This window comes from Pseudomonas sp. FP215 (assembly GCF_030687795.1).
Taxonomy (GTDB): domain Bacteria; phylum Pseudomonadota; class Gammaproteobacteria; order Pseudomonadales; family Pseudomonadaceae; genus Aquipseudomonas; species Aquipseudomonas salmasensis.
The window spans coordinates 1,422,822-1,449,241 of record NZ_CP117447.1 but is presented as its reverse complement, the minus strand read 5'-3'; the positions used below and the strand labels follow the sequence as shown (position 1 = coordinate 1,449,241).

The 26,420-nt window shown below is 60.4% G+C and carries 24 protein-coding genes; 15 read left to right on the top strand and 9 right to left on the bottom strand.

Annotated elements, in window-relative coordinates:
* Window positions 1-154 precede the first annotated feature (154 nt).
* Window positions 155-856 carry an aquaporin Z gene (gene aqpZ / locus PSH76_RS06535; protein ID WP_044275039.1) on the top strand — a complete coding sequence of 234 codons (702 nt, stop codon included), beginning with the start codon at window positions 155-157 and terminating at the stop codon, window positions 854-856.
* Between the two features lie 148 nt (window positions 857-1,004).
* On the opposite strand, the gene PSH76_RS06530 is transcribed toward aqpZ, so the two are convergent.
* Together PSH76_RS06530 and PSH76_RS06525 are read right to left on the bottom strand one after the other, a co-directional pair.
* Window positions 1,005-1,253 carry a BrnA antitoxin family protein gene (locus PSH76_RS06530; protein WP_032895852.1) on the bottom strand — a complete coding sequence of 83 codons (249 nt, stop codon included), beginning with the start codon at window positions 1,251-1,253 and terminating at the stop codon, window positions 1,005-1,007.
* A gap of 5 nt (window positions 1,254-1,258) precedes the next feature.
* The gene (locus PSH76_RS06525; RefSeq protein WP_305493771.1) at window positions 1,259-2,383 is read right to left on the bottom strand and encodes a GNAT family N-acetyltransferase; all 1,125 of its coding nucleotides are present in this window, start codon (window positions 2,381-2,383) and stop codon (window positions 1,259-1,261) included.
* A 284-nt stretch (window positions 2,384-2,667) separates the two neighbouring features.
* On the opposite strand from PSH76_RS06525, the gene PSH76_RS06520 reads away from it, so the two are divergent.
* Complete coding sequence (locus PSH76_RS06520; protein WP_003193136.1) at window positions 2,668-3,990, top strand: putative porin; 1,323 nt, start codon at window positions 2,668-2,670, stop codon at window positions 3,988-3,990.
* 104 nt (window positions 3,991-4,094) lie between these two features.
* Here PSH76_RS06520 and PSH76_RS06515 read toward each other — a convergent pair whose 3' ends face one another.
* From PSH76_RS06515 to aceK, 5 genes are all read right to left on the bottom strand, one after another.
* A complete protein-coding gene (locus tag PSH76_RS06515; protein WP_003193137.1) occupies window positions 4,095-4,331 on the bottom strand; it encodes an anti-sigma factor in 237 nt (78 codons plus the stop codon).
* On the bottom strand, window positions 4,325-4,939 hold the full coding sequence (locus PSH76_RS06510) for an RNA polymerase sigma factor (protein WP_032895849.1): 615 nt from the start codon (window positions 4,937-4,939) through the stop codon (window positions 4,325-4,327). Before PSH76_RS06510 ends, PSH76_RS06515 begins: the two co-directional genes overlap by 7 nt.
* 145 nt (window positions 4,940-5,084) lie before the next feature.
* A complete protein-coding gene (locus PSH76_RS06505; protein ID WP_305493770.1) occupies window positions 5,085-6,206 on the bottom strand; it encodes a beta-ketoacyl-ACP synthase III in 1,122 nt (373 codons plus the stop codon).
* A gap of 304 nt (window positions 6,207-6,510) precedes the next feature.
* Window positions 6,511-10,422: an ATP-dependent RNA helicase HrpA gene (hrpA, locus tag PSH76_RS06500; RefSeq protein WP_305493769.1), complete on the bottom strand. Its 3,912-nt coding sequence runs from the start codon at window positions 10,420-10,422 to the stop codon at window positions 6,511-6,513.
* A 117-nt stretch (window positions 10,423-10,539) separates the two neighbouring features.
* Window positions 10,540-12,249 carry a bifunctional isocitrate dehydrogenase kinase/phosphatase gene (gene aceK / locus PSH76_RS06495; RefSeq protein WP_305493768.1) on the bottom strand — a complete coding sequence of 570 codons (1,710 nt, stop codon included), beginning with the start codon at window positions 12,247-12,249 and terminating at the stop codon, window positions 10,540-10,542.
* A gap of 161 nt (window positions 12,250-12,410) precedes the next feature.
* Between aceK and PSH76_RS06490 the strand changes: the two genes are divergently transcribed.
* Window positions 12,411-13,292 (top strand): DMT family transporter, encoded by an 882-nt coding sequence (locus PSH76_RS06490; protein WP_305493767.1) that lies wholly within the window; start codon window positions 12,411-12,413, stop codon window positions 13,290-13,292.
* A gap of 136 nt (window positions 13,293-13,428) precedes the next feature.
* Here the strand turns inward: PSH76_RS06490 and PSH76_RS06485 are convergent, their stop codons facing one another.
* A complete protein-coding gene (locus tag PSH76_RS06485) occupies window positions 13,429-14,289 on the bottom strand; it encodes a DMT family transporter (protein ID WP_305493766.1) in 861 nt (286 codons plus the stop codon).
* 418 nt (window positions 14,290-14,707) lie between these two features.
* Between PSH76_RS06485 and PSH76_RS06480 the strand changes: the two genes are divergently transcribed.
* Together PSH76_RS06480 and PSH76_RS06475 are read left to right on the top strand one after the other, a co-directional pair.
* Entirely contained in the window at window positions 14,708-15,499 is a 792-nt protein-coding gene (locus tag PSH76_RS06480) for a CPBP family intramembrane glutamic endopeptidase (RefSeq protein WP_032895842.1), read from the top strand.
* A gap of 204 nt (window positions 15,500-15,703) precedes the next feature.
* Complete coding sequence (locus PSH76_RS06475) at window positions 15,704-17,269, top strand: PAS domain-containing methyl-accepting chemotaxis protein (RefSeq protein ID WP_032895841.1); 1,566 nt, start codon at window positions 15,704-15,706, stop codon at window positions 17,267-17,269.
* A gap of 602 nt (window positions 17,270-17,871) precedes the next feature.
* Here the strand turns inward: PSH76_RS06475 and PSH76_RS06470 are convergent.
* Window positions 17,872-18,564, bottom strand: coding sequence for an alpha/beta family hydrolase (locus tag PSH76_RS06470; protein ID WP_278918092.1), 693 nt, complete (start codon window positions 18,562-18,564; stop codon window positions 17,872-17,874).
* Window positions 18,565-18,643: 79 nt separating this feature from the next.
* Here PSH76_RS06470 and ccoN (PSH76_RS06465) point away from each other — a divergent pair, with 79 nt between their 5' ends.
* From ccoN (PSH76_RS06465) to PSH76_RS06420, 10 genes are all read left to right on the top strand, one after another.
* Entirely contained in the window at window positions 18,644-20,068 is a 1,425-nt protein-coding gene (gene ccoN / locus PSH76_RS06465; protein WP_003193158.1) for a cytochrome-c oxidase, cbb3-type subunit I, read from the top strand.
* A gap of 10 nt (window positions 20,069-20,078) precedes the next feature.
* Complete coding sequence (ccoO, locus tag PSH76_RS06460) at window positions 20,079-20,687, top strand: cytochrome-c oxidase, cbb3-type subunit II (RefSeq protein ID WP_003193159.1); 609 nt, start codon at window positions 20,079-20,081, stop codon at window positions 20,685-20,687.
* 3 nt (window positions 20,688-20,690) lie between these two features.
* Window positions 20,691-20,891, top strand: a complete 201-nt coding sequence (locus PSH76_RS06455; RefSeq protein WP_003193161.1) for a cbb3-type cytochrome c oxidase subunit 3 — start codon at window positions 20,691-20,693, stop codon at window positions 20,889-20,891.
* Window positions 20,888-21,835 (top strand): cytochrome-c oxidase, cbb3-type subunit III, encoded by a 948-nt coding sequence (ccoP, locus tag PSH76_RS06450; protein ID WP_003193162.1) that lies wholly within the window; start codon window positions 20,888-20,890, stop codon window positions 21,833-21,835. Before PSH76_RS06455 ends, ccoP (PSH76_RS06450) begins: the two co-directional genes overlap by 4 nt.
* 462 nt (window positions 21,836-22,297) lie before the next feature.
* Window positions 22,298-23,740: a cytochrome-c oxidase, cbb3-type subunit I gene (gene ccoN, locus PSH76_RS06445; protein ID WP_003193164.1), complete on the top strand. Its 1,443-nt coding sequence runs from the start codon at window positions 22,298-22,300 to the stop codon at window positions 23,738-23,740.
* Window positions 23,740-24,348 carry a cytochrome-c oxidase, cbb3-type subunit II gene (gene ccoO, locus PSH76_RS06440; RefSeq protein WP_003193167.1) on the top strand — a complete coding sequence of 203 codons (609 nt, stop codon included), beginning with the start codon at window positions 23,740-23,742 and terminating at the stop codon, window positions 24,346-24,348. Before ccoN (PSH76_RS06445) ends, ccoO (PSH76_RS06440) begins: the two co-directional genes overlap by 1 nt.
* A gap of 5 nt (window positions 24,349-24,353) precedes the next feature.
* Window positions 24,354-24,539, top strand: a complete 186-nt coding sequence (locus PSH76_RS06435) for a CcoQ/FixQ family Cbb3-type cytochrome c oxidase assembly chaperone (protein WP_003193169.1) — start codon at window positions 24,354-24,356, stop codon at window positions 24,537-24,539.
* Window positions 24,536-25,513 (top strand): cytochrome-c oxidase, cbb3-type subunit III, encoded by a 978-nt coding sequence (ccoP, locus tag PSH76_RS06430; protein WP_032895838.1) that lies wholly within the window; start codon window positions 24,536-24,538, stop codon window positions 25,511-25,513. The genes PSH76_RS06435 and ccoP (PSH76_RS06430) overlap by 4 nt, the downstream gene beginning before the upstream one ends.
* 166 nt (window positions 25,514-25,679) lie before the next feature.
* On the top strand, window positions 25,680-25,934 hold the full coding sequence (locus PSH76_RS06425) for a type II toxin-antitoxin system Phd/YefM family antitoxin (protein ID WP_003193175.1): 255 nt from the start codon (window positions 25,680-25,682) through the stop codon (window positions 25,932-25,934).
* On the top strand, window positions 25,934-26,344 hold the full coding sequence (locus PSH76_RS06420; protein WP_032895837.1) for a type II toxin-antitoxin system VapC family toxin: 411 nt from the start codon (window positions 25,934-25,936) through the stop codon (window positions 26,342-26,344). The genes PSH76_RS06425 and PSH76_RS06420 overlap by 1 nt, the downstream gene beginning before the upstream one ends.
* The last annotated feature ends 76 nt before the right edge of the window (window positions 26,345-26,420 follow it).

The following is a 26,420-nucleotide window of genomic DNA, read 5'->3' as shown; positions in this document are numbered from 1 at the left end:
TCAATTCCGAACAATTCTGACAGCTTTCTCTATCTGACTGGTCTTGCGGCACAATCCTGCTGTACTGCAATCAGGCCCCAGGAGGGCCCTGATTTAAGGCGGCAGGGAAGCCACACAGACCGTTAATCAGATAGAGCAATCTAAGGAAGTGTTCATGTCACTGTTCAAACGTTCCGTAACGGAAGGACTGGGTACGTTTTGGCTGGTGTTGGGCGGCTGCGGGAGTGCGGTGTTGGCCGCAGCGTTCCCCAATGTAGGCATCGGCCTGCTCGGTGTGTCACTGGCTTTCGGGCTCACGGTACTGACCATGGCGTTTGCCATCGGGCATATCAGCGGCTGCCACCTTAACCCGGCCGTCTCGGTGGGGCTGGTGGTCGGCGGCAGGTTCCCGGCCAAGGAGTTGCCAGCCTACATCGTGTCGCAAGTGATCGGTGGCGCCATCGCCGCCGCACTGCTGTACTTCATCGCCAGCGGCAAGCCTGGGTTCGAACTGGCCTCCGGGCTGGCAAGCAATGGTTACGGCGAGCATTCACCCGGTGGTTATTCCATGGCGGCAGGCTTTGTCTGTGAGCTGGTAATGACGGCGATGTTCGTGCTGATCATCCTTGGCGCCACCGACCGTCGAGCCCCGGCAGGCTTCGCGCCCATCGCCATTGGCCTGGGATTGACGCTGATCCACCTGATCTCCATCCCGGTGACCAACACCTCGGTCAACCCGGCCCGCAGCACAGGGCCTGCGTTGATTGTCGGCGGCTGGGCGCTGCAGCAGTTGTGGCTGTTCTGGCTCGCGCCGATCCTCGGCGCGGTGATCGGCGGCATCACCTACCGATGGTTAGGTGCAGAGAAAACAGCTTGACCCAATCCCTGTAGGAGCGAGCTTGCTCGCGAAAAACGCCAACGATGACGCAGTGCTTACAGCTGTAAACCCGCGTCGCCTGTACGTTCTTCGCGAGCAAGCTCGCTCCTACAAGGTGTTTTACGGCTTGACCTCTATTGAATGCGCTTCAACCCTGGTGGGCTTGCATGTACTGACGCAACAATTGATTAATACGTGTCTGATATCCGGTGCCTTGACCTTTGAACCACTCCAGAACATCGGCATCCAGTCGAATGGTCACCGCCTGCTTAACCGGAACACGTAACTCGGCGCGTCGGAAAAATTCGGCGTCCAGCTCAGGAATATCGCTGGTGTCGATTTCTTTATCATTCATGTTGGCCAGGCGCTCCCAATCAGTTTTCGATGTTTGCGTCATAGTATTCAGACCTGCCGATAAGGCAAAGCCGCCCTCGCCTCTTCGGCATACGCCAGAACCCCCACCCGTTCTCGCTCAAGAAAACCTTCCACAGCGTTCTTCAACCCCGGGTGGCGCAAATAGTGCCATGAGCGCGTAATCACCGGTTCAAACCCGCGAATCAATTTGTGCTCCCCCTGGGCACCGGCATCGAAGCGTTGCAGGCCGTGGGCGATGGCGTAGTCCATGCCTTGGTAGAAGCAGGTTTCGAAATGCAGGCGGTCGAATTCCGCCAGGCAACCCCAGTAGCGGCCATAGAAGCTGTCGCCACCAAGCAGGCTGAAGGCCATGGCCACCGGCCGCGTGCCTTGTTTGGCCAAGACTACGCGGATGGCTGCGGGCATGCGCTCAGCCAGCAGGCTGAAAAACGCGCGGGTCAGGTAGGGTGATTGCCGGCGCACCGCGTAGGTATTGGCGTAGCAGGCGTAGACAAAATCCCACTGGGCTTCGCTCAGCTCATGGCCTTGCAACCACTCGAACTCGATACCCTGCCCTGCCACCTGTTCACGCTCTTTACGCATCTGTTTGCGCTTGCGTGAACTCAAGGCGTCGAGGAAATCCTGGAAGTCGCGGTAGCCTCGGTTCTGCCAATGAAACTGACACCCCAGGCGTTGCAACCAGCCGGGGTGTTGGGCCATGGCTTCATCGGCGAGGGCATCGGTAAAGTTGATATGGGCGCTCGACAAGCCCTCGATCTCCAGATACCCCGGCAGGCTATTGAGCAACTCAAAAGCGTCTGCGGCACTGGCAGCCAACACGCGCGGCCCACCGACCGGGCTGAACGGCACGGCCGTCAGCAACTTGGGATAGTAGTCGATGCCAGCGCGCTCGCAGGCGTCGGCCCAGCCGTGATCGAACACGTACTCGCCGTAAGAATGCCATTTGCGATAACCCGGCAATGCCGCCATCAGCCGGTCGCCTTCCCAGTGCAGCAAATGCTCCGTCTGCCAGCCCGAATGCGGGCCGACGCTGGCGCTGTCTTCCAGCGCACTCAGAAACCCATGCTGCATAAACGGCTGGGCCGTTGGCATCAGGGCATCCCACGTGTGCGCAGCGATATCGGACAGGCTGTCCAGGCGTTGCAGCGGCATCGGCATCCTCATTGTTTCTTGGCATGAAAACCTGGCGAGTATCGCTGATCACAGCCGCGCGCACATCCTCAAAACACGCGGACAGACCTCAAAACCCTTAGTTCCGTAGCGAAACGATTTGTCATCTAGATGAAATCACTTAGCCACTACTCCGTCATAAACGGTCGCGATACTGACGCCAGTTTTTAGAGCGTCCGGGTCTACCGGGCGACATTTTTCCGCCCGTCATGGGTCGGTTGTGTCCTGGAGGGTGTTGCCCTCCCTCCTCACTTTCGGAGATTGATATGCGTCTTGCTTCCACTAAAACTGCGGCGGTCCTGTGTGGCGGCCTGTTGCTGGCACTGAGCGTTCCGGCCAGCGCTGCAGTCGACGCTAAATTGCTCGACATGCTCAAGGCCAACGGCCAGATCACCGCGGCGCAGTACACCGAACTGCAAATGGAGCTGGCCAGGGATCAGAAAGAACAGCAGATCGCTCGCCAGGCTCAGCAAGAGACCAACGAGCAGATCGCGGCCACTGCGAAAAAAACCAACGAGCTGAGCAGCTTCGACCAGAAATTGGCTTGGGCAGCCAAGACCCAGTTCAAGGGTGACGTGCGCTTCCGCCAGGAAACCATCAAGATCGACGGCGAGCCCAACAACGGTGGGCGTGACAAGGACCGTCAACGTATCCGTGCACGCCTGGGTGCCTACACCGAAATCAACCCGCAGGTGGACACCGGTATCCGTATCGCCACCGGCGGCGGCGACGATGCACGCTCCACCAACCAGGACCAGGATGGCTACTTCGATAAGAAGTCGATCTGGCTGGACCTCGGCTACATCGACTACCACCCGGACCAGATCAAGAACCTGCACGTGATCGGCGGCAAGATGCTGCAACCGTGGGTGAACATGGGCGACGTGATCTGGGATAGCGACATCAACCCTGAAGGCCTGGCCGTCACCTACAAATACCCGCTGGGTAGCAGCGCTGAGCTGTTCGGCAGCCTGGGTAACTACAACCTCAAGGACAACGTGGACGGTGACGGCGTGCAATTTCGCCATGACCTGCGCCTGACGTCCGGCCAGTTGGGTACGCGTTTCTCGGTCACCGACAACCTGAAAATGACCTTGGGCGGCAGCATCTACGCCTACAAGAATGACGAAGACAGCCGCTGCACAACCACCACCACGCCTTGCGCATTGGCGGTCAACGGCAACTCGGCCAACAATGAATTCCGCTTGTACGAAGGCTTTGCGCAAGCAGACATCGGTGGCCTGGCTGTGCCGCTGTCGTTCTACGGTCAGTACGTGAAAAACAACGATGCAGTGACCGATCAGGACACCGCCTGGTTGCTGGGTGCCAAGTCCAAGGTGTTCGGTTTGAACCTGGACTACAACTACCGCGACGTTCAACGTAATGCCGTCGTAGGCGCCTTCACCGATTCGGACTTCGCCAACGGCACCACCGGCTCGCGCGGTCACAAGATGAAAGTCAGCTACGACATCGACAAGAACTTCGCCATCGGCGCCACCTACTTCCTGACCAAGGCTGACTTCGCCAGCCGGACCCAGCGGGATGCCGACACCAACACCTTGCAGCTGGATGCTGAAGCCAAGTTCTAATGCCTAACATGTAGGAGCGAGCTTGCTCGCGAAGAACGTCAACGATAACGCGGGTATCCTGGATAATCGCGTTGCCTGTGGGTTCTTCGCGAGCAAGCTCGCTCCTACATGATGTCTTTACGGCGCTCGGCGGCCAGCTGTTCAGCCAACGCATCCACACCCTCCACCGGCTCCTGCGGCATACGCTTGAGCGTCGCCTGCATCAGGCGCATCTGACGGATAAAGCGCCGGCAGTTCGGGCAAAACATCAAGTGATGACGCACCATCAGACGCTCGCGAAAGGTCAATTGCCCATCGAGATAGTCACTGGAACGCGCTACTTGCTCTTTACAGGTCAACATTCGCCCGTTTCCTCAAAATGCTCCACCGTGGCGAAGACTTTAAGCCGTGCTCGATGCAACAGCACACGGACGTTGGAGAGTGAAAGGGTGAGAAGATTACAGATCTCTTCCAGCTCCAGGCCCTGGCGTTCACGCAACACCAGCACGCTGCTTTGCAATTCGGACAAACTCAGAATCGTATGCTCCAGGCATTTGCGCAATTCATCTTCGGTCAGCAGCGCTTCCGGGGTGTCCTGGTGCCAGGCATACGGGGCGACAGCCCAATGGCCATCATCCGGGCTGAAGCGGTCATCACCGATAGTGCCGTGGGGTGAGGGCAAATCATCGAGCAGCACTTCCCGACGATTTTGTTTGTAACGACTCTTTGCGGAGTTGGCAGTAATGGTCAATAACCACGTCTTGAGGCTTGATCGCCCTTCGAACTTGGCCAGGTTGCGCACCACGGAAAGCCAGGCGTCTTGCACGACTTCGTCGGCGTGGCGCTGGCCGACGATGGCATAGGCCACTGCCCGCATTGCACTCTGGTAGGTGTTGACCAAATCCTTATAAGCCCGCTGCTCACCCTTGAGCAGGCGTTGAAGCAGGTGCGTGTCGTCCGCTGCTGCCATCGTTTACCTCAATCTTGCCGTGGAAATACGGTCAATGTGGAAGCTGGCTTGCCTGCGATCCAGACAACTCGGTGAATCAGGCACACCGAGCCGATGCCTTCGCAGGCAAGCCAGCTCCCACAGTTGACCGCGCCCGGCCACACACTCAGCGTTTGCGCAGGATCACACTGCCAATCGAATACCCGGCGCCAAAGGAGCTGAGTACCGCAACCGCGCCCTTGGGCAGGTCATCTTGATAAGTGTGGAACGCAATCACCGAGCCGGCCGAGCTGGTATTGGCGTAAGTATCGAGGATCACTGGCGCTTCTTCCACCGACGCGTCGCGCCCCAGCAGCTTCTTCACGATCAGGTGGTTCATGCTCAGGTTGGCCTGGTGCAGCCAGAAGCGCTTCACATCGGTGACACTCAGCTGGTTTTCTGCCAAGTGTTCGCCGATCAATTCGGCCACCATCGGGCAAACATCACGGAATACCTTGCGGCCTTCCTGCACGAACAGCTTGTCGGGGGCGCCGATACCCTCTTCCGCCGTGCGGTTGAGAAAACCGAAGTTGTTGCGAATGTTGTTGGAGAACTTGGTCAGCAGCTTGGTGCTCACCACGTCGAACTGATGCTCGGATGTCGCCAGGTCAGCACGCTCCAGGATCACCGCCGTGGCGGCATCGCCGAAGATGAAGTGGCTGTCACGGTCACGGAAGTTCAGGTGGCCGGTGCAGACTTCTGGGTTGACCATCAGGATCGCCCGGGCCTGGCCCAACTGGATGCTGTTGGCCGCGTTCTGGATGCCGAAGGTGGCCGAGGAGCACGCCACGTTCATGTCGAAACCGAAGCCTTGGATACCCAAGGCTTCCTGGACTTCGATGGCGATCGCCGGGTAGGCGCGTTGCAGGTTGGAGCAGGCGACGATCACGCCGTCGATGTCGGCGGCGGTCTTGCCGGCGCGCTGCAGGGCTTGTTCGGCGGCACCGATGGCCATCTGGCAAAGCACCGACCATTCGTCGTTGCTGCGCTCGGGCAGGCGTGGGGCCATGCGCTGCGGATCGAGGATGCCGTCCTTGTCCATCACAAAACGGCTCTTGATGCCGGATGCTTTTTCGATGAATGCCGCGCTCGACTCAGTCAGCGCCTGCACATCGCTACGTTCGATAGCGGCGGCGTTGTCGGCATTGAACTGTTGTACGTAGGCATTGAAAGACTGCACCAGCTCTTCGTTGGAAATGCTGTTGGCCGGGGTGTACAGGCCAGTGCCGCTGATGACGACGTTATGCACGGTCGTTCCTCTAAATCTGTCAGGCAGAAGATATTGGTACCGTCGTACCAAACTTAAAGTGGTTTGATGTCATCCAGCGGGCATCAAACTGGCAATGCTTTTATTCACTCTTGTAACCGCGAAGTTTGCCACAACCCCGGGGATTTGGCGCTATAGGCCAAACAAACATCCCATTTGGGGCGGGGCTTGCCCTGATGCCTGTAGGAGCGAGCTTGCTCGCGAAGAACCCACAGGCAACGCGTTTATCCAGGATACCCGCGTTATCGTTGACGTTTTTCGCGAGCAAGCTCGCTCCTACAGGGGTTCAGGGCTCTACCTGGCTCCATTGCTTGCTCAAACGCTTGTCGGAAATCGGCACTTTGGTGCCCAGTTGTTGAGCAAACAGCGACACCCGGTATTCTTCCAGCCACCAGCGGTACAGCTCCAACTGCGGGTCGCGCTTGCCTTCCTGGGTGTGTTTGTTCAAGCGGTTCTGGTACTGCGCCCATAGGCCGCCCAATTCGCTGCTCCACACCCGGTCCTTTTGCACCTGGCTCGGCAGTTTTTCCAGGCGCAGCTCGATGGCCTTGAGGAAACGCGGCAGTTCCTTGAACCATTGGGCCGGGGTTTCCCGCACAAAGCCTGGGTACACCAGGTTGCTCAGTTGCTGCTTGATATCGTTCAAGGCCACGGCCTGGGCCAGGTCGATCTTGCCCTTAAAGCGTTTTTGCAGGCCGTGCCAGAGTTTCAGCACCTCCAGGGTCAGGCGCGCCAGGCGTTCGGCGTGCTCAGTCCAACTGCCGCGCTTGCGCTCAGCCAAGGCCGCCAAACCCGCGCCATCGCGTGGCAGGCTGTCTTCGCCTTCGAGTACGCAGGTATCGAGGCTAGCCAGCAGGATGTCTTCCACCAGCGCGTCAATGCGCCCCAGTTCGCGGTACATCAAGCCCAACTCGGTCAAGCCTGGCAATTTGCCACGCAGGAATTTCGCCGGTTCCGCCAATTGCTGCATCAGCAGGCGCTGCAAGGCGCGACGGTGCTGGAACTCGGCTTCGGCAGCGGTAGAGAAACGCCCCTCCTTGACCGTGCCGTTCTCTTCCACCAGGGCCGGGTACACCGTCATCGATAGACCGGCGATGTTCTGCTGGGTTTTTTGCGCCACCGCCGCAAACACCTTGGCCTCTACCGGCTGCTGGCTTTTCGCGGTTTGCGGCACGGCCAAGGCGGCCTGGCTGGCTTCGGCGAACCGTGCGGTCAGCTCGGCCAGGTCGCGGCCTTCGCCGAGGAACTTGCCCTGGCCGTCGACCACTTCCAGGTTCATCTTCAGGTGGTTTTCCACCTGCTGCGCCGCCTCCGCCCACGCCTCATCGCTGACCCGCGCGCCGGTCATGCGCAGCAATTCACGCCCCAGCGCCTGGGGCAGCGAGCCCTGGCCGAATTCGATGCGTTGCAGCGCGGCCTTGACGAAGTCCGGCACCGGCACAAAGTTTTTGCGCAGCGCCTTGGGCAAGTTGCGCACCAGGGCGATGCACTTGGCCTCGATCAACCCCGGCACCAGCCACTCCAGGCGCTCGGCTGGCAACGCCGGTAACAACGGCGCCGGCACCCGCAAGGTCACGCCGTCACGGGGATGGTTGGGTTCGAAGTGGTAACTCAACGCCAGGGCCAGGTCGCCCAGGTGCAAGGTGTCCGGGTAATGCGCGGCGGTGACTTCACTGGCCTCGCGGGCCAGTACGTCTTCTTCGCGCATGATCAGCAGTTGTGGGTCTTTCTGGCTGTTGACCTTGTACCAACTGTCAAAAGTGGCGGTCTGGTGAATCTCTGCGGGCAGGCGCGCATCGTAGAAGGCGTAGAGGGTTTCTTCGTCGGCCAGGATGTCGCGACGGCGGGCCTTGGCTTCCAGCTCGTCGAGTTGCTCCAGCAGTTTCTGGTTGGCCGTCAGGCATTTGGCCCGGGACTGAATCTCGCCGCGCACCAGGCCTTCACGAATAAACAACTCGCGGGACACCGCCGGGTCAATCGGCCCGTAATGCACCGGCCGGCGCCCGACCACGATCAGCCCGAACAGGGTGATCTGCTCAAAGGCCACCACCTGGCCGCGCTTCTTCTCCCAATGGGGTTCGAAGTGGTTTTTCTTGATCAGGTGCCCGGCCAGCGGTTCGATCCAATCCGCGTCGATTTTCGCCACCATGCGTGCATAGAGCTTGGTGGTTTCCACCAGTTCGGCGGTCATCAGCCATTGCGGGCGTTTCTTGCCGATGCCCGAAGACGGGTGAATCCAGAAACGTCGCTGCCGCGCCCCGAGGTAGTCGCCGTCTTCGGTCTTCTGGCCGATCTGGCTGAGCAGGCCGGACAACACGGCTTTATGCAGCTTTGGATAGTCGGCGGGCTCTTTGTTGAGGCTCAGCTGCATGTCGCGGCAGATCAGGCTCAATTGGCGATGGGAGTCGCGCCACTCGCGCAAACGCAAGTAGTTGAGGAAGTTCTTGCGGCACCAGTTGCGCAACGGGCTGGCGGTCAGTTCCTGGCGCTGCTCCTCGAAACCGCGCCACAGGTTGACCAACCCGGCGAAGTCCGAATCCGGGTCTTTCCACTGGGCGTGGGCCTGGTCGGCCGCTTGTTGACGCTCTGGCGGCCGCTCGCGCGGGTCCTGGATCGACATGGCGCTGGCGACGATCAACACTTCCTGCAAACTGCCGAGCTTGGCCGCTTCCAGCAACATGCGGCCCATGCGCGGGTCCACCGGCAAGCGGGCGAGCTGGCGACCCAAGGGTGTGAGCTGGCTGTTGCGGTCGACCGCCGAGAGTTCTTGCAGCAGGTTGAAACCGTCGCTGATGGCCTTGCCATCCGGCGGTTCGATAAACGGGAAATCGGTGATCTCGCCCAGGCGCAGGTGCAGCATCTGCAGGATCACGGCCGCGAGGTTGGTACGCAGGATCTCCGGGTCGGTAAATTCCGGGCGCCCGATAAAATCTTCTTCGCTGTACAGGCGTACGCAAATACCCGGCTCAACCCGGCCGCAACGGCCTTTACGCTGGTTGGCGCTGGCCTGGGAAATCGCCTCGATTGGCAAACGCTGCACCTTGGCGCGGTAGCTGTAGCGGCTGATGCGCGCCGTGCCGCTGTCGATCACGTAGCGAATGCCCGGCACGGTCAGCGAGGTTTCCGCGACGTTGGTCGCCAGTACCACCCGCCGGCCCGGGTGGGACTGGAAAATGCGCTGCTGCTCGGCCGGCGACAGCCGTGCGTACAACGGCAAAATCTCGGTGTGCTTGAGCTGGGCCTTGCGCAGCATGTCGGCCGCGTCACGAATCTCGCGCTCGCCGGGCAAAAACACCAGTACGTCGCCAGGGCTGCGGCGTTCGCTGCGTTCATAGGCGGCGATTTCATCGAGGGTAGCAAGGATCGCCTGGTCGACAGTCAGGTCGTCCTCGACGCGGTTGCCCTCCTCGTCCTGTTCCAAGGTGAGCGGGCGATACCAGGTGTCCACCGGGAAGGTACGGCCCGACACCTCGACAATCGGCGCATCGTCAAAATGCTTGGAAAAGCGCTCCAGATCGATGGTGGCCGAGGTGATGATGACTTTCAGGTCGGGGCGACGCGGCAACAGGGTCTTGAGGTAGCCGAGCAGGAAGTCGATGTTCAGGCTGCGTTCGTGGGCTTCGTCGACGATGATCGTGTCGTAGCGTTCCAGGTAACGGTCGTTCTGGGTTTCGGCCAGCAGGATGCCGTCGGTCATCAGCTTGATCAGGGTGTTGGCATCGCTCTGGTCTTCAAAGCGCACTTGATAGCCAACCAACGCGCCCAGTGGTGTGGCCAGTTCTTCAGCGACGCGGCTGGCGACACTGCGCGCGGCGATCCGACGCGGCTGGGTATGGCCGATCAGGCCGAACTGGCCGCGGCCGATTTCCAGGCAGATTTTTGGCAACTGCGTGGTTTTACCCGAGCCGGTCTCACCGGCGATGATCAGCACCTGGTGCTTGTTCAGCGCGTCTTTGATCTCATCGCGCTTGGCGGCAATCGGCAGGCTGTCGTCGTAGCGAATCACCGGCAGGCTGGCGCGCCGCGCCGTAACCTGCGCGCAAGATGCCTGCATGCGCGCCACCCACTGCGCCATTTTGTCCTCGTCGGGCTTCTTGCGCAGCTCAAGCAACTGGCGCCGCAAGCGGTGGCGGTCGGCGAGCATGGCGTGATCGAGGGTTTTGAGCAGTTGGTCGAGGGTGGGTGCTTGGTCAGTCATCAGCTATTTCGACGGTCATCTATTTATGCACGGCCGGCAAGTGTGGCAGAAAAGCAGCCCATCTGGCAGGCGGTTGAGCTTCAACGGGTGTAAACCGAACCAAAATGTGGGAATAGGTTATAGCGGGTCTTTGCGGCGGTAGGGGAAGACGTCGATCACCTTGCCGGCACGAATCGCGTCCTGCAGGCCCTTCCAGTAATCAGCGTTGTACAACTCGCCATGCAGCTCATCGAACAACCGGCGTTGCCCGGCGTCGGCAAACAGGAACGGCGGGAACTCTTCGGGGAACACGTCCAGCGGGCCGATGGAGTACCAGGGCTCGGAGGCCATTTCATCCTCGGGGGTACGCGGCGCGGGGATATGGCGGAAGTTGGCTTCGGTGAGAAAGCAAATTTCGTCGTAGTCGTAGAACACCACGCGGCCGTGGCGGGTGACGCCAAAGTTCTTCAGCAGCATGTCGCCGGGGAAGATATTCGCCGCCGCCAATTGCTTGATCGCCAGGCCGTAATCCTCCAATGCTTCGCGCACCTGGGCGGGGTTGGCGTTGTCGAGGTAGAGGTTGAGCGGGGTCATGCGTCGCTCGGTCCAGCAGTGGCGGATAAGCACGGTGTCGCCCTCCACTTCGACAGTACCGGCGGCGACTTCCAGCAACTCGGCCAGGCACTCGGGCTCGAACTTGCTCAAGGGGAAGCGGAAGTCGGCGAACTCCTGGGTATCGGCCATGCGCCCTACCCGGTCGACGCTTTTCACCAGGCGGTACTTTTCGATCACCGTGGCGCGGTTGACGTTTTTTGACGGTGAGAAGCGGTCCTTGATGATCTTGAACACCGTATTGAAACCCGGCAGCGTGAACACGCTCATGACCATGCCGCGCACGCCGGGGGCCATGATGAACTGGTCGTCGGTGGTAGCCAGGTGGTTGATCAGCGCGCGGTAGAACTCGGATTTGCCGTGCTTGTAGAAACCGATGGAGGTGTACAGCTCAGCAATGTGCTTGCCCGGCAGGATGCGCTTGAGAAAGCCGATGAACTCGGCGGGCACCGGTACATCGACCATGAAGTAGGAACGGGTGAACGAGAAGATGATCGACACGTCGGCTTCGTCGGTGATCAACGCATCGATCTGAATGCCACGCCCTTCGCGGTGCAGCAGCGGGATCACCAGCGGCCATTGTTCGTCGCGGGTGTAGATGCGCCCCACCAGGTAGGCGCCTTTGTTGCGGTACAGCACCGAGGAAAACAACTCGACCTTGAGGTCTGGGTCCTTGCACACCCAATCCGGCAGGTTTTCCCGCAACCGGGCTTCGAGGCGGCGCAGGTCGGCGGGCAGGTCGGCGTAGGGCTCGCTGAAGCTGTAGTCAGAGAACACCTGCGCGAGCATGTCCGAAATTTTACCGGCCGGCGTGTAGATGCGGGTTTGCGCCGCCCGCGCCCGGCGCAGGCTTGGCCGGGTGGTGTGGATGAACATGCAGCCGTCGCTGATCAGGTCATGGCTGAACAAACCGCAGAAGATCGAGTTGTACCAGGTCTCGGACAGCTCATCGTCAAAGCGCAGGTCGATCAAGCCGATATAAGCGTTTTTTACCAAGGGCCACTGGCCGATGTCCTGCAACGCCGCAGGGTCAAAACTGGCGCGCAGGCGGGTCGTCACCTCAGCGACTTTCTCCTCATAGAGGTTGATGCGCGCCGCCGACGCGGCCTGCCCCAGCTGCCACTGGGCCTTCTCGAAGCGCTCACGGGCACCATCGGTGATCTGGCGGAAGTGCTCACGGTAATCGTCGAAACCGTCGAGGATCATCCGGGCGATAGCGAGGGCAGACTGCGACATGCGGGGAACCTCGAACGGGTATCTGGAAGCCCAGAGCTTAGCCAGTGAACCGAGGCAGGAGAAGAATGATTTTGCACGGGGGCGAACTGACTGCAATTAGCCATTGTGCCGACCTGCCCGCTGGGCAACACTTCTGCGCCCGATTGGCGTAGGAGTTTTCCGTGAGACCTGTTGACACCCTGTATCTGCTGGGGCTGGCTGCCATCTGGGGCGCGAGTTTCCTGTTCATGCGCATGATCGCGCCGGAAATCGGCACGGTGCCCACCGCGTTTTTCCGCGTGTCGATTGCCGCCGCGGGTTTATTGGTGATCCTGGCGATGATGCGCGTGAGCTGGGATTTCCAGGGCAAGTTCAAGACGGTCTTGCTGCTGGGGGTGATCAACTCGGGGATTCCCGCGACTATGTACTCGGTGGCGGCGCAGGTACTGCCGGCGGGCTATTCGGCGATTTTCAACGCCACCACACCGCTGATGGGTGTATTGATTGGCGGATTGTTTTTCAGCGAACGCCTGACGCTGTCGAAAATCGCGGGTGTCGCCTTGGGGCTGTTTGGCGTTGCCGTGCTCACACGTGCGGGGCCGGTGGCCTTTGATCTGGAATTATTGATGGGCGCGTTGGCGTGCCTGCTGGCAACCACCTGCTATGGCTTTGCCGGTTTCCTGGCGCGGCGTTGGCTGGACCAGCGCGGCGGGTTGGACAGCCGTCTCTCGGCCTTGGGTAGCATGTTGGGGGCGACGTTGTTCCTGTTGCCGTTCTTTGCCTACAGCGCCATCAGCCATCCACCCGCGAGTTGGGGCGGCTGGCAGGTGTGGTCGTCGCTACTGGGATTGGGGCTGGTGTGTACGGCGTTTGCCTACATCCTGTATTTCCGCCTGCTGTCATCCATTGGCCCGGTCAAGTCGATGACCGTGACCTTTATGATTCCGCCGTTCGGCGTGTTGTGGGGGGCGTTGTTGTTGGATGAGCCATTGTCCATGGCTCATCTGTATGGCGGGGTGTTGATCGCCGGGGCGTTGTGGTTGGTGCTGCGCCGCACCAAATGACCACTTCACTATTGTAGGAGCGAGGGGGACGCCTAGTTCTTGCTCGCGAAAAACCCGAGAGCACCCTGTTCATTCAGGATGCCCTCGTTATCGTTGACGTTCTTCGCGAGCAAGCTCGCTCCTACAAGGGGTGGGTTTAGTGCTTACGGAACACGAAGACCAAGCCTACGATGATCAACGCCATTCCCAGTACGCTCAACAAGGCCAGGCGATTGCCGAAGATCAGGTAGTCCATCACCGCGGTTACCGCCGGCACCAGATAAAACAAACTGGTGACATTCACCAGGTTGCCCCGGGCAATCAGGCGGTACAGCAACAACGTCGCCAGCACGGACACCACCAGCCCCATCCACAGCACCGGCAGGTAAAAACGTGCACTGTGTTCAAAATGGAACGGCTGGAACGGCACGAACACCGCGCATAGCAGCAACCCGGCCAGGTATTGCAGGGGCAACGTACCCAAGGGGTTGTCGGTGATGCGCTTTTGCATGATCGAGCCAAACGTCATGCTCGCCAGCGCCAGCAACCCGAACAGCATCCCCGCCAGGGACATGCCCGCCAGCCCGATGCCTTGGTAAACCACCATGATCAAGCCCGCCAACCCCAACCCCAGGCCAAACAGCCGGCGCCAGGAGCGTTGGCGCTCCATCAGCACCACTGTAAGGATCGGCTGCACGCCCATGATGGTCGCCATCACCCCAGGGGTGACGTTGAGGTCCAGGGCCAGCAGATAGAAAATCTGGTAGGCCCCCAGCAATACCAGGCCCGTCGCCGCCGCATACAGCAGGGGCTTGCCGGGACGTGGCAGCTTCAACTTGAGGATCGGTACCAGCACCACCAACCCCATCAGGGCGATGGCAAAGCGGATCAGCAGAAAGACAAAGGGCGAAGCATGGGCCAGGCCCAACTTGGAGAATATCGCCCCGCTGCTCCACAGCAGGACAAACACGCTCGTCGAGGCCGCCGCGGCCACGGATTGTTTCGAAAGCAAAGACATGGTTACCACCTGTTATCAGGCCAAAAGCCGACTCAGTAGAAACTGAATTTCAGTAGGTTTTTTCAGGCAGGCACGGGGCAACAGCGGATTGCTGATCAGCCCGAAATGCCAACACCCGGCGGTGATACGACTGCGTACACCGGCGTGCTACTGACAGGTGGGGGGTAGTGACTGATCTGCGCAGGCTGCTTGCCACGGCACGGCACGACCACAGCGTTGACCGCTGAATCGACTACCGCTATGCGCTGGGAAGCTGGCATGTGCTGATCTTTTTGAAGGGATAAAGACGCGATGACTATAACCAGCCGCAAATACATTTTGCAATCCTTTCCCCCTTGCCTTGTACGTGGAGGCGTTTTCATGCCCTAGAACCTGGCCACTCGCTATAATGCCGCCCGGATTTTTCGAAGGATTTCACATGATTGCTTTGCCCTGGCTGTACCTCACCCTACTTTCCATTGGCTATGTCGTGGCCTTGATCTACGGCCAACTGGGCGTACTGGCGGCGGTCTCCATCGCACTGCTGCTGGTGGCCGGGTATGCCGTACGCCAGCAACGCAACCCTTGGGCGCGCTACCTGGGCCACGGTTTGTTTATCGTCCTGGCCCTGGGCCTGGCGATGCACTGGTTGCCGGGGTTCTATAACGGTCGCGGTATTGCGCCCCAGCGTTTCACTCCGGACTCAGTGCCCTTCTCGATGTACCTGAACCAGGACAAACCTCTGATCGGCTTCTGGCTGTTGCTGGCCTGCCCGTGGATTGTGGCGCGGCGCTCATTGCGCCTGTCGATCTGCGTCACGGCCGTGGCCCTGACCCTGGCCGCTATCGCCGCCTTGGGTGGCGCGGCCCTGATGGGGATGATCAGTTGGGCGCCCAAGTGGCCGGACGAGGCGTGGCTGTGGGTGTTGAATAACCTGCTGCTGGTGACGCTGGTCGAAGAAGCGCTGTTTCGCGGGTATATCCAGGGCGGCCTGAGCCGACGCTTCAAACACCTGCCCTATGGCGAAAACCTCGCGCTGCTGCTGGCCTCACTGTTATTCGGCCTGGTGCATTTTGCTGCGGGTTGGCAGTGGATGCTGCTGGCGAGTATTGCCGGCGTGGGTTACGGCCTGGCGTATCGCTTTGGCGGGCTCGGCGCGGCGATTGCCACGCATTTTGGCTTGAATCTGCTGCACTTCGGCCTGTTCACCTACCCGATGCTCGCCGGCTAAACCTTTCTTCTGTAGGAGCGAGCTTGCTCGCGAAGCACTTCAACGCTGACGCGGGCATCCTGAATGAACGCGTTGCCCTTGGGTGCTTCGCGAGCAAGCTCGCTCCTACAGGGGCAACGCCGTTCGCAGGATTGTTGCAAAAATAAGTTAAATAAATGCCCCCCATGGCCGATACCCCCTGAAAGCCTTGCGGATTGAACAATCATGCGTAATAACCAACCCGTTACCCAGCGCGAACGTACCTTCCCCGCTCAGCAACGGTTGATCTCCACCACGGATGCCAAGGGTGTGATTACCTACTGCAACGACGCCTTTGTCGAAATCAGTGGGTTCACCCGTGAAGAACTGATCCGCGCCCCACACAACCTGGTGCGTCACCCGGATGTGCCGCCGGCCGTGTTCGCGCATATGTGGTCCACGCTCAAACAAGGCTTGCCATGGATGGGCATCGTCAAGAATCGCTGCAAGACCGGTGACCACTACTGGGTGAACGCCTATGTGACGCCGGTCTTCGACGGTAACCAGGTGATCGGCTACGAATCGGTGCGCATCAAGCCCACCGCCGAGCAGATCCGCCGGGCCGAAGCGCTCTATCAACGCATCAACCAGGGCAAGTCGGCCGTTCCCCAGCGGGACAAGTGGCTGCCGGTGTTGCAGGACTGGCTGCCGTTTATCCTGGTCAGCCAACTGAGCTTCATGATCGGCGCCACCCTCACCTCCCAATGGGGCTTTGCCCTGGCAGCGGCGCTGTCGGTGCCGTTGGGCCTGCTGGGCCTGAGCTGGCAGCAGCGCGGCCTCAAGCGTTTGCTGCGCCTGGCCGAACAGACCACGTCCGACCCGTTGATCGCGCAGATGTACACCGACAGCCGTGGCGCACAAGCGCGCCTGGAAATGTCGATCCTCAGCCAGGAAGCGCGTCTGAAGACCTGCCTTACCCGCCTGCAAGACACCGCCGAGCACCTCAACGATCAGGCGGCGCAGTCCAACACCCTGGCACACAACAGCTCCAGCGGCCTGGAACGCCAGCGCGTGGAAACCGAACAGGTGGCCACTGCGGTGAACCAGATGGCGGCGACCACCCAGGAAGTGGCCAGCCACGTGCAGCGCACCGCCGATGCCACCCAGGAAGCCAATCGCCTGACCGGGCGCGGCCGCGATATCGCCGGGGAAACTCGCGAGGCGATTCAGCGTCTTTCGGCAGCCGTTGGGGAGACCGGTGTGACCGTCACGCAACTGGCCAAGGACAGCGATGAAATCGGCGGCGTGGTTGATGTGATCAAAGGCATCGCCGACCAGACCAACCTGCTGGCCCTTAACGCCGCCATCGAAGCCGCGCGGGCCGGTGAGATGGGCCGTGGTTTTGCGGTGGTCGCCGATGAAGTGCGCCAACTGGCACAGCGTACGGCCGAATCCACCGGGCAGATCCATACCCTGATCGCCAAGCTGCAGCAAACCGCCAGCGCGGCCGTGCAAACCATGGACGCCGGGCACCGCCAGGCTGAAGAAGGTGTAGCGCGGGTGATGGAAGCGGACCAGGCCTTGGTGGGCATCAGTGAGGCGGTGGCCAATATCACCGACATGACCACCCAGATTGCCGCTGCTACCGAAGAGCAAAGCGCGGTGGCCGAGGAGATCAGCCGTAACATCAGCACCATTGCGCTGTTGGCGGACCAGACCTCGGAGCAGGCGATGAACTCGGCGCAGTTGAGTGAAGAACTGACTCATACGGCGAATACTCAGTACTCGCTGGTGGAGCGTTTTAACCGATAAACCGCTATCGCAGGCAAGCCAGCTCCCACATTGGACGGCATTTCCAATGTAGGAGGGGGCTTGCCCCCGATAGGCATAAGTATCTACACAACTCTGTGAGCTGTAGGCGCAAACGGTAACCACGATGCGAAGCGAGTAGCTCTTGATCTTGCTTTTGATCTTAGGCGCCCCGTTAAACCACGCTGGCCGGAATTCGACAGGGATTTGGGGGGTAAACCGGCAAGGATGCCGGTTTAGCCGCCCCGCGCCATGGATGGCGCGTGGCGGCGACCCCCCAAATCACTGGCGGATTACGGGCACACCGAGCCCAAGCGAGGTGCCGAGTGGTGGGGCAAGAGCGTTTTGCTTACTTTTGCGCTTTTCAAAAGTGAGCCGCCGTCAGGGCGGAACCCTAAGTGGCCGTTACCGCAGGAATGGATATGTACACGGTCCAACTGTGTTGACTGTTAGGCCGTCTTCGCGAGCAAGCCCGCTCCCACATTTGGATCGCGTTGTATCATTTAGAGAGTCGTTGGCAGTCAGGCCGTCACGGGAGCAAGCTCCCTCGCCACAGGGTCAGCGTCGTACCGAAGTTGTGTAGATACCTATGCCCCGATAGGGCCCTAACAGGCCCTGAGAAACTCAGCCACCTGCACCGCCGCCGCCTCCAGATGCTGCTCATGGCTGAACCCAGAAGCCTTCAGCGGCTTCAAGTCATGATCCCCCGCCACCAGCCACATCACCTCGATACTCTGTGACAACTCATAACCCTGCACCGCCGCCCGATTGCCCAAGGCATCGCGCTCGCCCTGCACTATCAAGGTGGGCGTCTTCAGCGCAGCCAAATGCTCCACACGGGGTTTCTCTGGCTTGCCCACCGCGTAGAACGGATAGCCCAGGCACACCAACCCATCGGCGCCCAATTCATCGGCCAACAAACTGGCCATGCGCCCGCCCATCGACTTGCCGCCAATCGCCAGTTTCCCAGCGACATGACGTCGCACCTGGGCATACACCTCACGCCACGCCTCCAGCAGTTTCGGCGCCGGATTCGGCGGGCGTTTGCCGCCGTCCACACGGCGCTGGGCCATGTACGGGAACTCGAAGCGCAACACGCTCACGCCATGCCCGGCAAGGCGTGCAGCCATGTCGTTCATGAACGCCGAGTCCATCGGTGCGCCGGCGCCATGGGCCAGGATCAGCGTGACCGGCTCACCCGACGTCGTGCCCGTGGCGACATCCCACAACCAGCCATGTTCCCGTACACACTGCGCCCATTGATCCCCGTCAATACTGGCCTTGTGCTCTTTGCCCATGCTTGCCTCGCTTTTTAGTCTGCCTATAACTCCAGCCCAAGTGCCGCACTTGCTTGGGTTGAACCGTGGATGGGGAACCATGAACACTACTTTAAGTACCGCCTATAACTACAAGGTGGTCCGCCAATTCGCCATTATGACGGTGGTGTGGGGCATCGTCGGCATGGGGCTCGGGGTTTTTCTCGCTGCCCAATTGGTTTGGCCTGCGCTCAACTTCGATTTGCCTTGGACCAGCTTCGGCCGCCTGCGCCCTTTGCACACCAACGCGGTGATCTTCGCGTTCGGTGGCTGTGCGCTGTTCGCCAGCTCCTTTTACTCGGTGCAACGCACCTGCCAGACACAGCTGTTCGCGCCGAAAGTCGCCGCGTTCTGCTTCTGGGGCTGGCAGCTTGTGATCCTGCTGGCCGCGATCAGCCTGCCACTGGGCTACACCAGCTCCAAGGAATACGCCGAACTGGAATGGCCGATCGACATCCTGATCACCATTGTCTGGGTCGCCTACGCCATCGTGTTCTTCGGCACGATCATGAAACGCAAGACCAAGCACATCTATGTGGGCAACTGGTTCTTCGGCGCGTTCATCATCACCGTGGCCATTTTGCATATCGTCAATAACCTGGAAATCCCGGTCAGCCTGACCAAGTCCTACTCGCTGTACGGCGGTGCGACGGATGCCATGGTGCAGTGGTGGTATGGGCATAACGCCGTAGGCTTTTTCCTCACTGCGGGCTTCCTCGGCATGATGTATTACTTCGTGCCCAAGCAGGCCGAACGCCCGGTGTATTCGTATCGTTTGTCCATCGTGCACTTCTGGGCGCTGATCACCCTGTACATCTGGGCCGGCCCGCACCACTTGCACTACACCGCCCTGCCGGACTGGGCACAGTCCCTGGGCATGGTGATGTCGCTGGTGCTGCTGGCACCGAGCTGGGGCGGCATGATCAACGGCATGATGACCCTCTCGGGCGCCTGGCATAAGCTGCGCAGCGACCCGATCCTGCGCTTTTTGGTGGTCTCCCTGGCGTTCTATGGCATGTCGACCTTCGAAGGCCCGATGATGGCGATCAAGACCGTCAACGCCCTCTCCCACTACACCGACTGGACCATCGGCCACGTACACGCCGGCGCGCTGGGTTGGGTGGCGATGATCTCCATCGGCGCGCTGTACCACATGATCCCGAAAATCTTCGGTCGCGAGCAGATGTACAGCCTCGGCCTGATCAACGCGCACTTCTGGCTGGCCACCATCGGCACCGTGCTCTACATCGCCTCGATGTGGGTCAACGGCATCGCCCAGGGCCTGATGTGGCGTGCGGTCAACGAAGACGGCACCCTCACCTACTCCTTCGTCGAAACCCTGGTGGCCAGCCACCCAGGCTTCATCGTGCGTCTGGTGGGCGGTGCGATCTTCCTCAGCGGCATGTTCCTGATGGCTTACAACACATGGCGCACCGTGCGTTCGGCGCAACCTGCCGAAGTCACCGCTGCCGCGCAGATGGCCTGAGGAGTCGATGATGAAACACGAAACGATTGAAAAGAACGTCGGCCTGTTGATGCTGCTGATGGTGCTCGCCGTGAGCATCGGTGGCCTGACCCAGATCGTCCCGCTGTTCTTCCAGGACGTGACCAACAAGCCGGTCGAAGGCATGAAGCCCTACACCGCGCTGCAACTGGAAGGCCGCGACATCTACATCCGCGAAGGCTGCGTACAGTGCCATTCGCAGATGATCCGCCCGTTCCGCGCCGAGACCGAGCGCTACGGCCACTATTCGGTGGCTGGCGAAAGCGTGTGGGACCACCCGTTCCTGTGGGGCTCCAAACGTACCGGCCCGGACCTGGCCCGCGTCGGCGCACGCTACTCGGACGACTGGCACCGCGCGCACTTGTACAACCCGCGCAACGTGGTGCCGGAGTCGAAAATGCCGGCCTACCCCTGGCTGGTCACCGCCGCCGTCGACAGCAGCCACACCGAGACCAAGCTGAAAGTGATGCGCACCCTCGGCGTGCCGTACACCGACGACGACATCAATGGCGCGGTCGCCAGCCTCAAGGGCAAGACCGAGATGGACGCGCTGGTTTCCTACCTGCAAGTGCTCGGCACTGCCATCAAGAGCAAGAGGTGAGCCATGGGATTTGAATTCGATGCGGGCACCATCCGCGGCCTGGGCACGCTGGTGGTTGCCATCGCCTTTATCGGCCTGTCGCTGTGGGTATTCAACAACCGCCGCAATGCGGAATTCGAGCAGGCGCGCCTGCTGCCGTTTGCCGATGAACCTTCCCCACCCGACGCTCAAGCAGAGCCAGCCACAAGGAGCACTCGGCCATGACTACGTTTTGGAGTACATGGATCTGCGTATTGACCCTGGGCAGCCTCATCGGCCTGACCTGGCTGTTGGTCGGCACCCGCAAGGGCGAGACCAAGGGCAGCGTCGACCAGACCATGGGCCACGCCTTCGACGGTATCGAGGAATACGACAACCCGCTGCCCCAGTGGTGGTTCATGTTGTTCGCAGGCACCCTGGTGTTTGCCGTCGGCTACCTGATCCTCTACCCGGGCCTGGGCAACTGGAAAGGCGTGCTGCCGGGCTATGAAGACGGCTGGACCCAGACCAAGGAATGGGACAAGGAAATGGCCAAGGCCGACGCCAGGTTCGGGCCGATCTTCGCCAAGTTCGCGGCCATGCCGGTGGAAGAAGTCGCCAAGGACCCGCAAGCACTGAAGATGGGCGGTCGCCTGTTCGCCTCCAACTGTGCGGTGTGTCACGGCTCGGACGCCAAGGGCGCCTATGGCTTCCCCAACCTGGCGGACAACAACTGGCGCTGGGGTGGCTCGGCTGAGGCTATCAAGGCCACCATCCTGAACGGTCGCCACGCGGCGATGCCGGCCTGGGGTGAAGTGCTGGGCGAAGACGGGGTGAAGAACGTCGCCGCTTACGTGCGCCACGACCTGGCCAAGCTGCCGTTGCCTGCTGACAACAGCGCCGACCTGGCAGCCGGGCAAGCCGCGTTCAACACCACCTGCGTCGCCTGCCACGGCCCGCAAGGCCACGGTGTGGAAGCCATGGGCGCACCGAACCTGACCGAGCCAGCAGGCTTTATCTACGGCACCAGCCTGGCGCAGTTGCAACAGACTATCCGCCATGGTCGCCAGGGCCAGATGCCGGCACAGGACGTGCTGCAAGGCAACGACAAGGTGCACCTGCTGGCAGCTTACGTGTACAGCCTGTCCCACAACGCTGAAGGTGCAACGCCAGACAGCGCGACCGAGTAACCGCTGCCCCGGCCCGGGGCGGCAACCCGTTTCACTGTAGGAGCGAGCTTGCTCGCGAAGAACTTCAGAGCGCCGCGTTTATGCTGGATAAGCGTGGTGCCCTCAGGTTCTTCGCGAGCAAGCTCGCTCCTACAGGGATCGGGTGTTGTTTTCATTTGCGCGACCAAGTGTCGCACCTCTTCCAAGCCTACCTTTCCCCACCTCCTATTCGGGTCTACGCTTGTTCCCACAGTGGACCATTCCTGGCCTACGCGACGGTAGCCGTTGCGCCCCTGAAATTTCCTGTCCACTCGATCAGCTTTCTATTTTGGATTTTGTCCCTACGCCAAACATGGAAAGGGCGCAGAATCTGGCGTGGAACGCATTGATCCAGGTCAGCCATTGCGTTGCAATGGCCCCTCGCTTTCTACATACTTGCGGCCGATTTTACCTATAAAAAAACCTAAACCGTGGAACCTTAGAATGAGCACAGCAATCAGTCCGACTGCTTATAACTATAAGGTAGTCCGCCAGTTCGCCATCATGACGGTGGTCTGGGGGATCCTTGGCATGGGGCTCGGGGTGTTCATCGCCTCGCAACTGGTTTGGCCGCAATTGAATTTCGACCTACCCTGGACGACTTTCGGCCGCCTGCGCCCGCTGCACACCAACCTGGTGATCTTCGCCTTCGGCGGATGTGCACTGTTTGCCACCTCCTACTATGTCGTGCAGCGCACCTGCCAGACGCGACTGATCTCCGATGGCCTTGCCGCCTTCACCTTCTGGGGCTGGCAGGCGGTCATCGTCGGCGCCATCATCAGCCTGCCCCTGGGCTACACCACCACCAAGGAATACGCCGAGCTGGAATGGCCGATCGCCATTTTGCTTGCCATCGTGTGGGTGACCTACGGCCTGGTGTTCTTCGGCACCATCGTCAAGCGCAAGACCAAGCACATCTACGTGGGCAACTGGTTCTACGGCGCCTTTATCGTGGTCACGGCGATGCTGCACATCGTCAACCACGCCTCCCTGCCGGTGAACCTGTTCAAATCCTATTCGGCCTATTCCGGCGCAACGGACGCGATGATCCAGTGGTGGTACGGCCACAACGCCGTAGGCTTCTTCCTCACCACCGGTTTCCTGGGGATGATGTACTACTTCGTGCCCAAGCAGGCCGAGCGTCCGATCTACTCGTATCGCCTGTCCATCGTGCACTTCTGGGCGCTGATCACCCTGTACATCTGGGCCGGCCCTCACCACTTGCACTACACCGCCTTGCCGGATTGGGCACAGTCCCTGGGCATGGCGATGTCGATCATCCTGCTGGCGCCAAGCTGGGGCGGCATGATCAACGGCATGATGACCCTGTCGGGCGCCTGGCATAAGCTGCGCACCGACCCAATCCTACGGTTTTTGGTGGTGTCCTTGGCGTTCTACGGCATGTCGACCTTCGAAGGGCCGATGATGGCGATCAAGACCGTCAACTCGCTGTCCCACTACACCGACTGGACCATCGGCCACGTGCACGCCGGCGCGCTGGGTTGGGTGGCGATGATCTCCATCGGCGCGCTGTACCACATGATCCCCAAACTGTTCGGCCGCGCGCAGATGCACAGCGTCGGGCTGATCAACGCGCACTTCTGGCTGGCCACTATCGGCACTGTGCTCTACATCGCCTCGATGTGGGTCAACGGCATCACCCAGGGCCTGATGTGGCGTGCGATCAACGATGACGGCACCCTCACCTACTCCTTCGTCGAAGCGCTGCAAGCCAGCCACCCGGGCTTTATCGTACGTGCCCTGGGCGGTGCGTTCTTTGCCAGCGGCATGCTGTTGATGGCCTACAACGTGTGGCGCACCGTGCGTGCCAGCGACCCTGTTGAAGCCGAAGCCGCCACCAAGATCGCCGTTGTGGGAGCTCACTGATGAAGCATGAAGTAGTCGAGAAGAACATCGGCCTGCTGGCCTTCTTCATGGTCATCGCCGTGAGCATCGGCGGCCTGACCCAAATCGTCCCGCTGTTTTTCCAGGACGTGACTAACAAGCCGGTCGAAGGCATGAAGCCGCGCACCGCCCTTGAACTGGAAGGCCGCGACGTCTACATCGCCAACGGTTGCGTGGGCTGCCACTCGCAGATGATCCGCCCCTTCCGCGCCGAAACCGAACGCTACGGCCACTACTCGGTCGCCGGTGAAAGCGTGTGGGACCACCCGTTCCTGTGGGGTTCCAAGCGTACCGGCCCGGACCTGGCCCGTGTGGGTGGGCGTTACTCCGATGACTGGCAGCGTGCGCACCTGTACAACCCGCGCAACGTCGTGCCTGAGTCGAAAATGCCGGCGTACCCGTTCCTCGTGGAAAACAAGCTCGACGGCAAGGACACCGCCAAGAAGATGGAAGTCTTGCGCACCCTGGGCGTGCCCTACACCGACGAAGACATCGCCGGTGCGGCCGCCGCCGTGAAGGGCAAGACCGAAATGGACGCATTGGTGGCCTACCTGCAAGGCCTTGGCACCATCATCAAAAGCAAACGGTGACCTTCATGGATATCGGGATGATTCGTGGCCTGGGCACCGTTGTGGTGATGGTGGCCTTTATCGGCCTGGCGTTGTGGGTGTTCAGCCCACGGCGCAAGTCGGAGTTTGACGACGCGACCATGCTGCCCTTCGCAGATGACCCCGAAGCCATCAAGCACGTCGAGCAAGCTTCTAGGAGTAACAAAGAATGACTACGTTCTGGAGTCTGTACGTCACAGTCCTCAGTCTGGGTACCATCTTCGCCCTGACCTGGCTGCTGCTGTCGACCCGCAAGGGCCAGCGCACCGAGCAGACGGACGAGACCGTCGGCCACTCGTTCGACGGCATCGAGGAGTACGACAACCCGCTGCCCAAGTGGTGGTTCATGCTGTTTGTCGGCACCATCGTCTTCGCCCTTGGCTACCTGGTGCTCTACCCTGGCCTGGGTAACTGGAAAGGCCTGCTGCCGGGCTACAACTACCTCGACAACGACAAGCAAACCCCGTTCGCCAACGGCCAGACCGGCTGGACCGGCGTACACGAATGGGAAAAAGAAATGGCCAGGTCGGAAGCCAAGTTCGGGCCGATCTTCGCCAAGTTCGCGTCGATGCCGATTGAAGAAGTCGCCAAGGACCCGCAAGCCTTGAAGATGGGCGGCCGCTTGTTTGCCTCCAACTGCTCGGTGTGCCACGGCTCCGACGCCAAGGGCGCCTACGGCTTTCCCAACCTGACCGACGCCGACTGGCGCTGGGGTGGCGAACCCAACACCATCAAGGAAACCATCATGAAGGGCCGCCACGCGGTGATGCCAGGCTGGGCCGAAGTCATCGGCGAGCAGGGCGTGGCTGACGTAGCGGGCTTTGTGGTGACCAACCTCGACGGCCGCAAACTGCCGGAAGGCGCCAAGGCCGACGTGGCCAACGGTGAGAAACTCTTCGCCGCCAACTGCGTGGCCTGCCACGGCCCGGCGGGTAAAGGCACCCCAGCGATGGGCGCGCCCGACCTGACGCATCCGGGTGCGTTCATCTACGGTTCAAGCTTCGCGCAACTGCAGCAGACCATCCGCTATGGCCGCCAGGGCCAGATGCCGGCGCAGGAGCAGTTGCAAGGCAATGACAAGGTGCACCTGCTTGCGGCGTATGTGTATAGCTTGTCTCATGGGGATAAGAAGGCTGAGGAGCAGTAAGACCTCTGAAACAATGGAGCCCCGCGCAGCGAATGCTGGCGGGGCTTTTTTGTTCTGGCGCCGAACCTTGCAAAGCCAACTCTACCGTTCGTAACCTCAACCTTGCCGCGCGCACTCGCCAAGTAGTAACGTAACTACATTCAGTCCAGCAAAGGGGGCCTACCCCATGACCATCACGACCATTTCCAGCCGCGAATTCAATCAAGACACAAGTGGTGCCAAAAAAGCCGCCCGCAAAGGGCCGGTTTTTATCACTGATCGCGGCAAGCCTGCCCATGTACTGCTAAGCATTGAGGAGTACCAGAAGCTGACAGGTCTGAACGCCGACATTGTCGACCTGTTGGTGATGCCGGAAGCGGCCGATATCGACTTCGAAACCGAACGTGCCGTGATCATTCATCGACCCGTGGACTTTTCTTGATGTATCTACTCGACACAAATGTGATCTCTGAACTGCGTAAACCTCAGGCTGATGCAAATGTCGTGGCTTGGGCAAAAAGCGTAGTAGCGCCGCGCATGTTTATTTCGGCGATCACGCTGAAGGAACTGGAAACCGGAGTCCTGCGAATTGAACGGCGAGACCCGGTTCAGGGGAAGGTGTTGAGAACCTGGCTCAAGCGTCATGTAATGCCCGCCTTCGATGCCAGAATCCTGCCCGTCGATGCAGCAGTCGCGTTGCGTTGCGCGCACTTGCATGTACCCGACCGGGCCAACGAAAGCGATGCATTGATTGCCGCAACCGCGCTGGTTCACGGACTCACCGTAGTCACGCGCAACGTCAGCGACTTCAAATCGAGTGGCGTGCCACTGCTCAATCCATGGGACGAATGACCGGCTTACCGGCAAAAACCGTCCATACTTGCCAAGTCAATTGATCCAGATCACGTACACCATCAATTGATTTCCC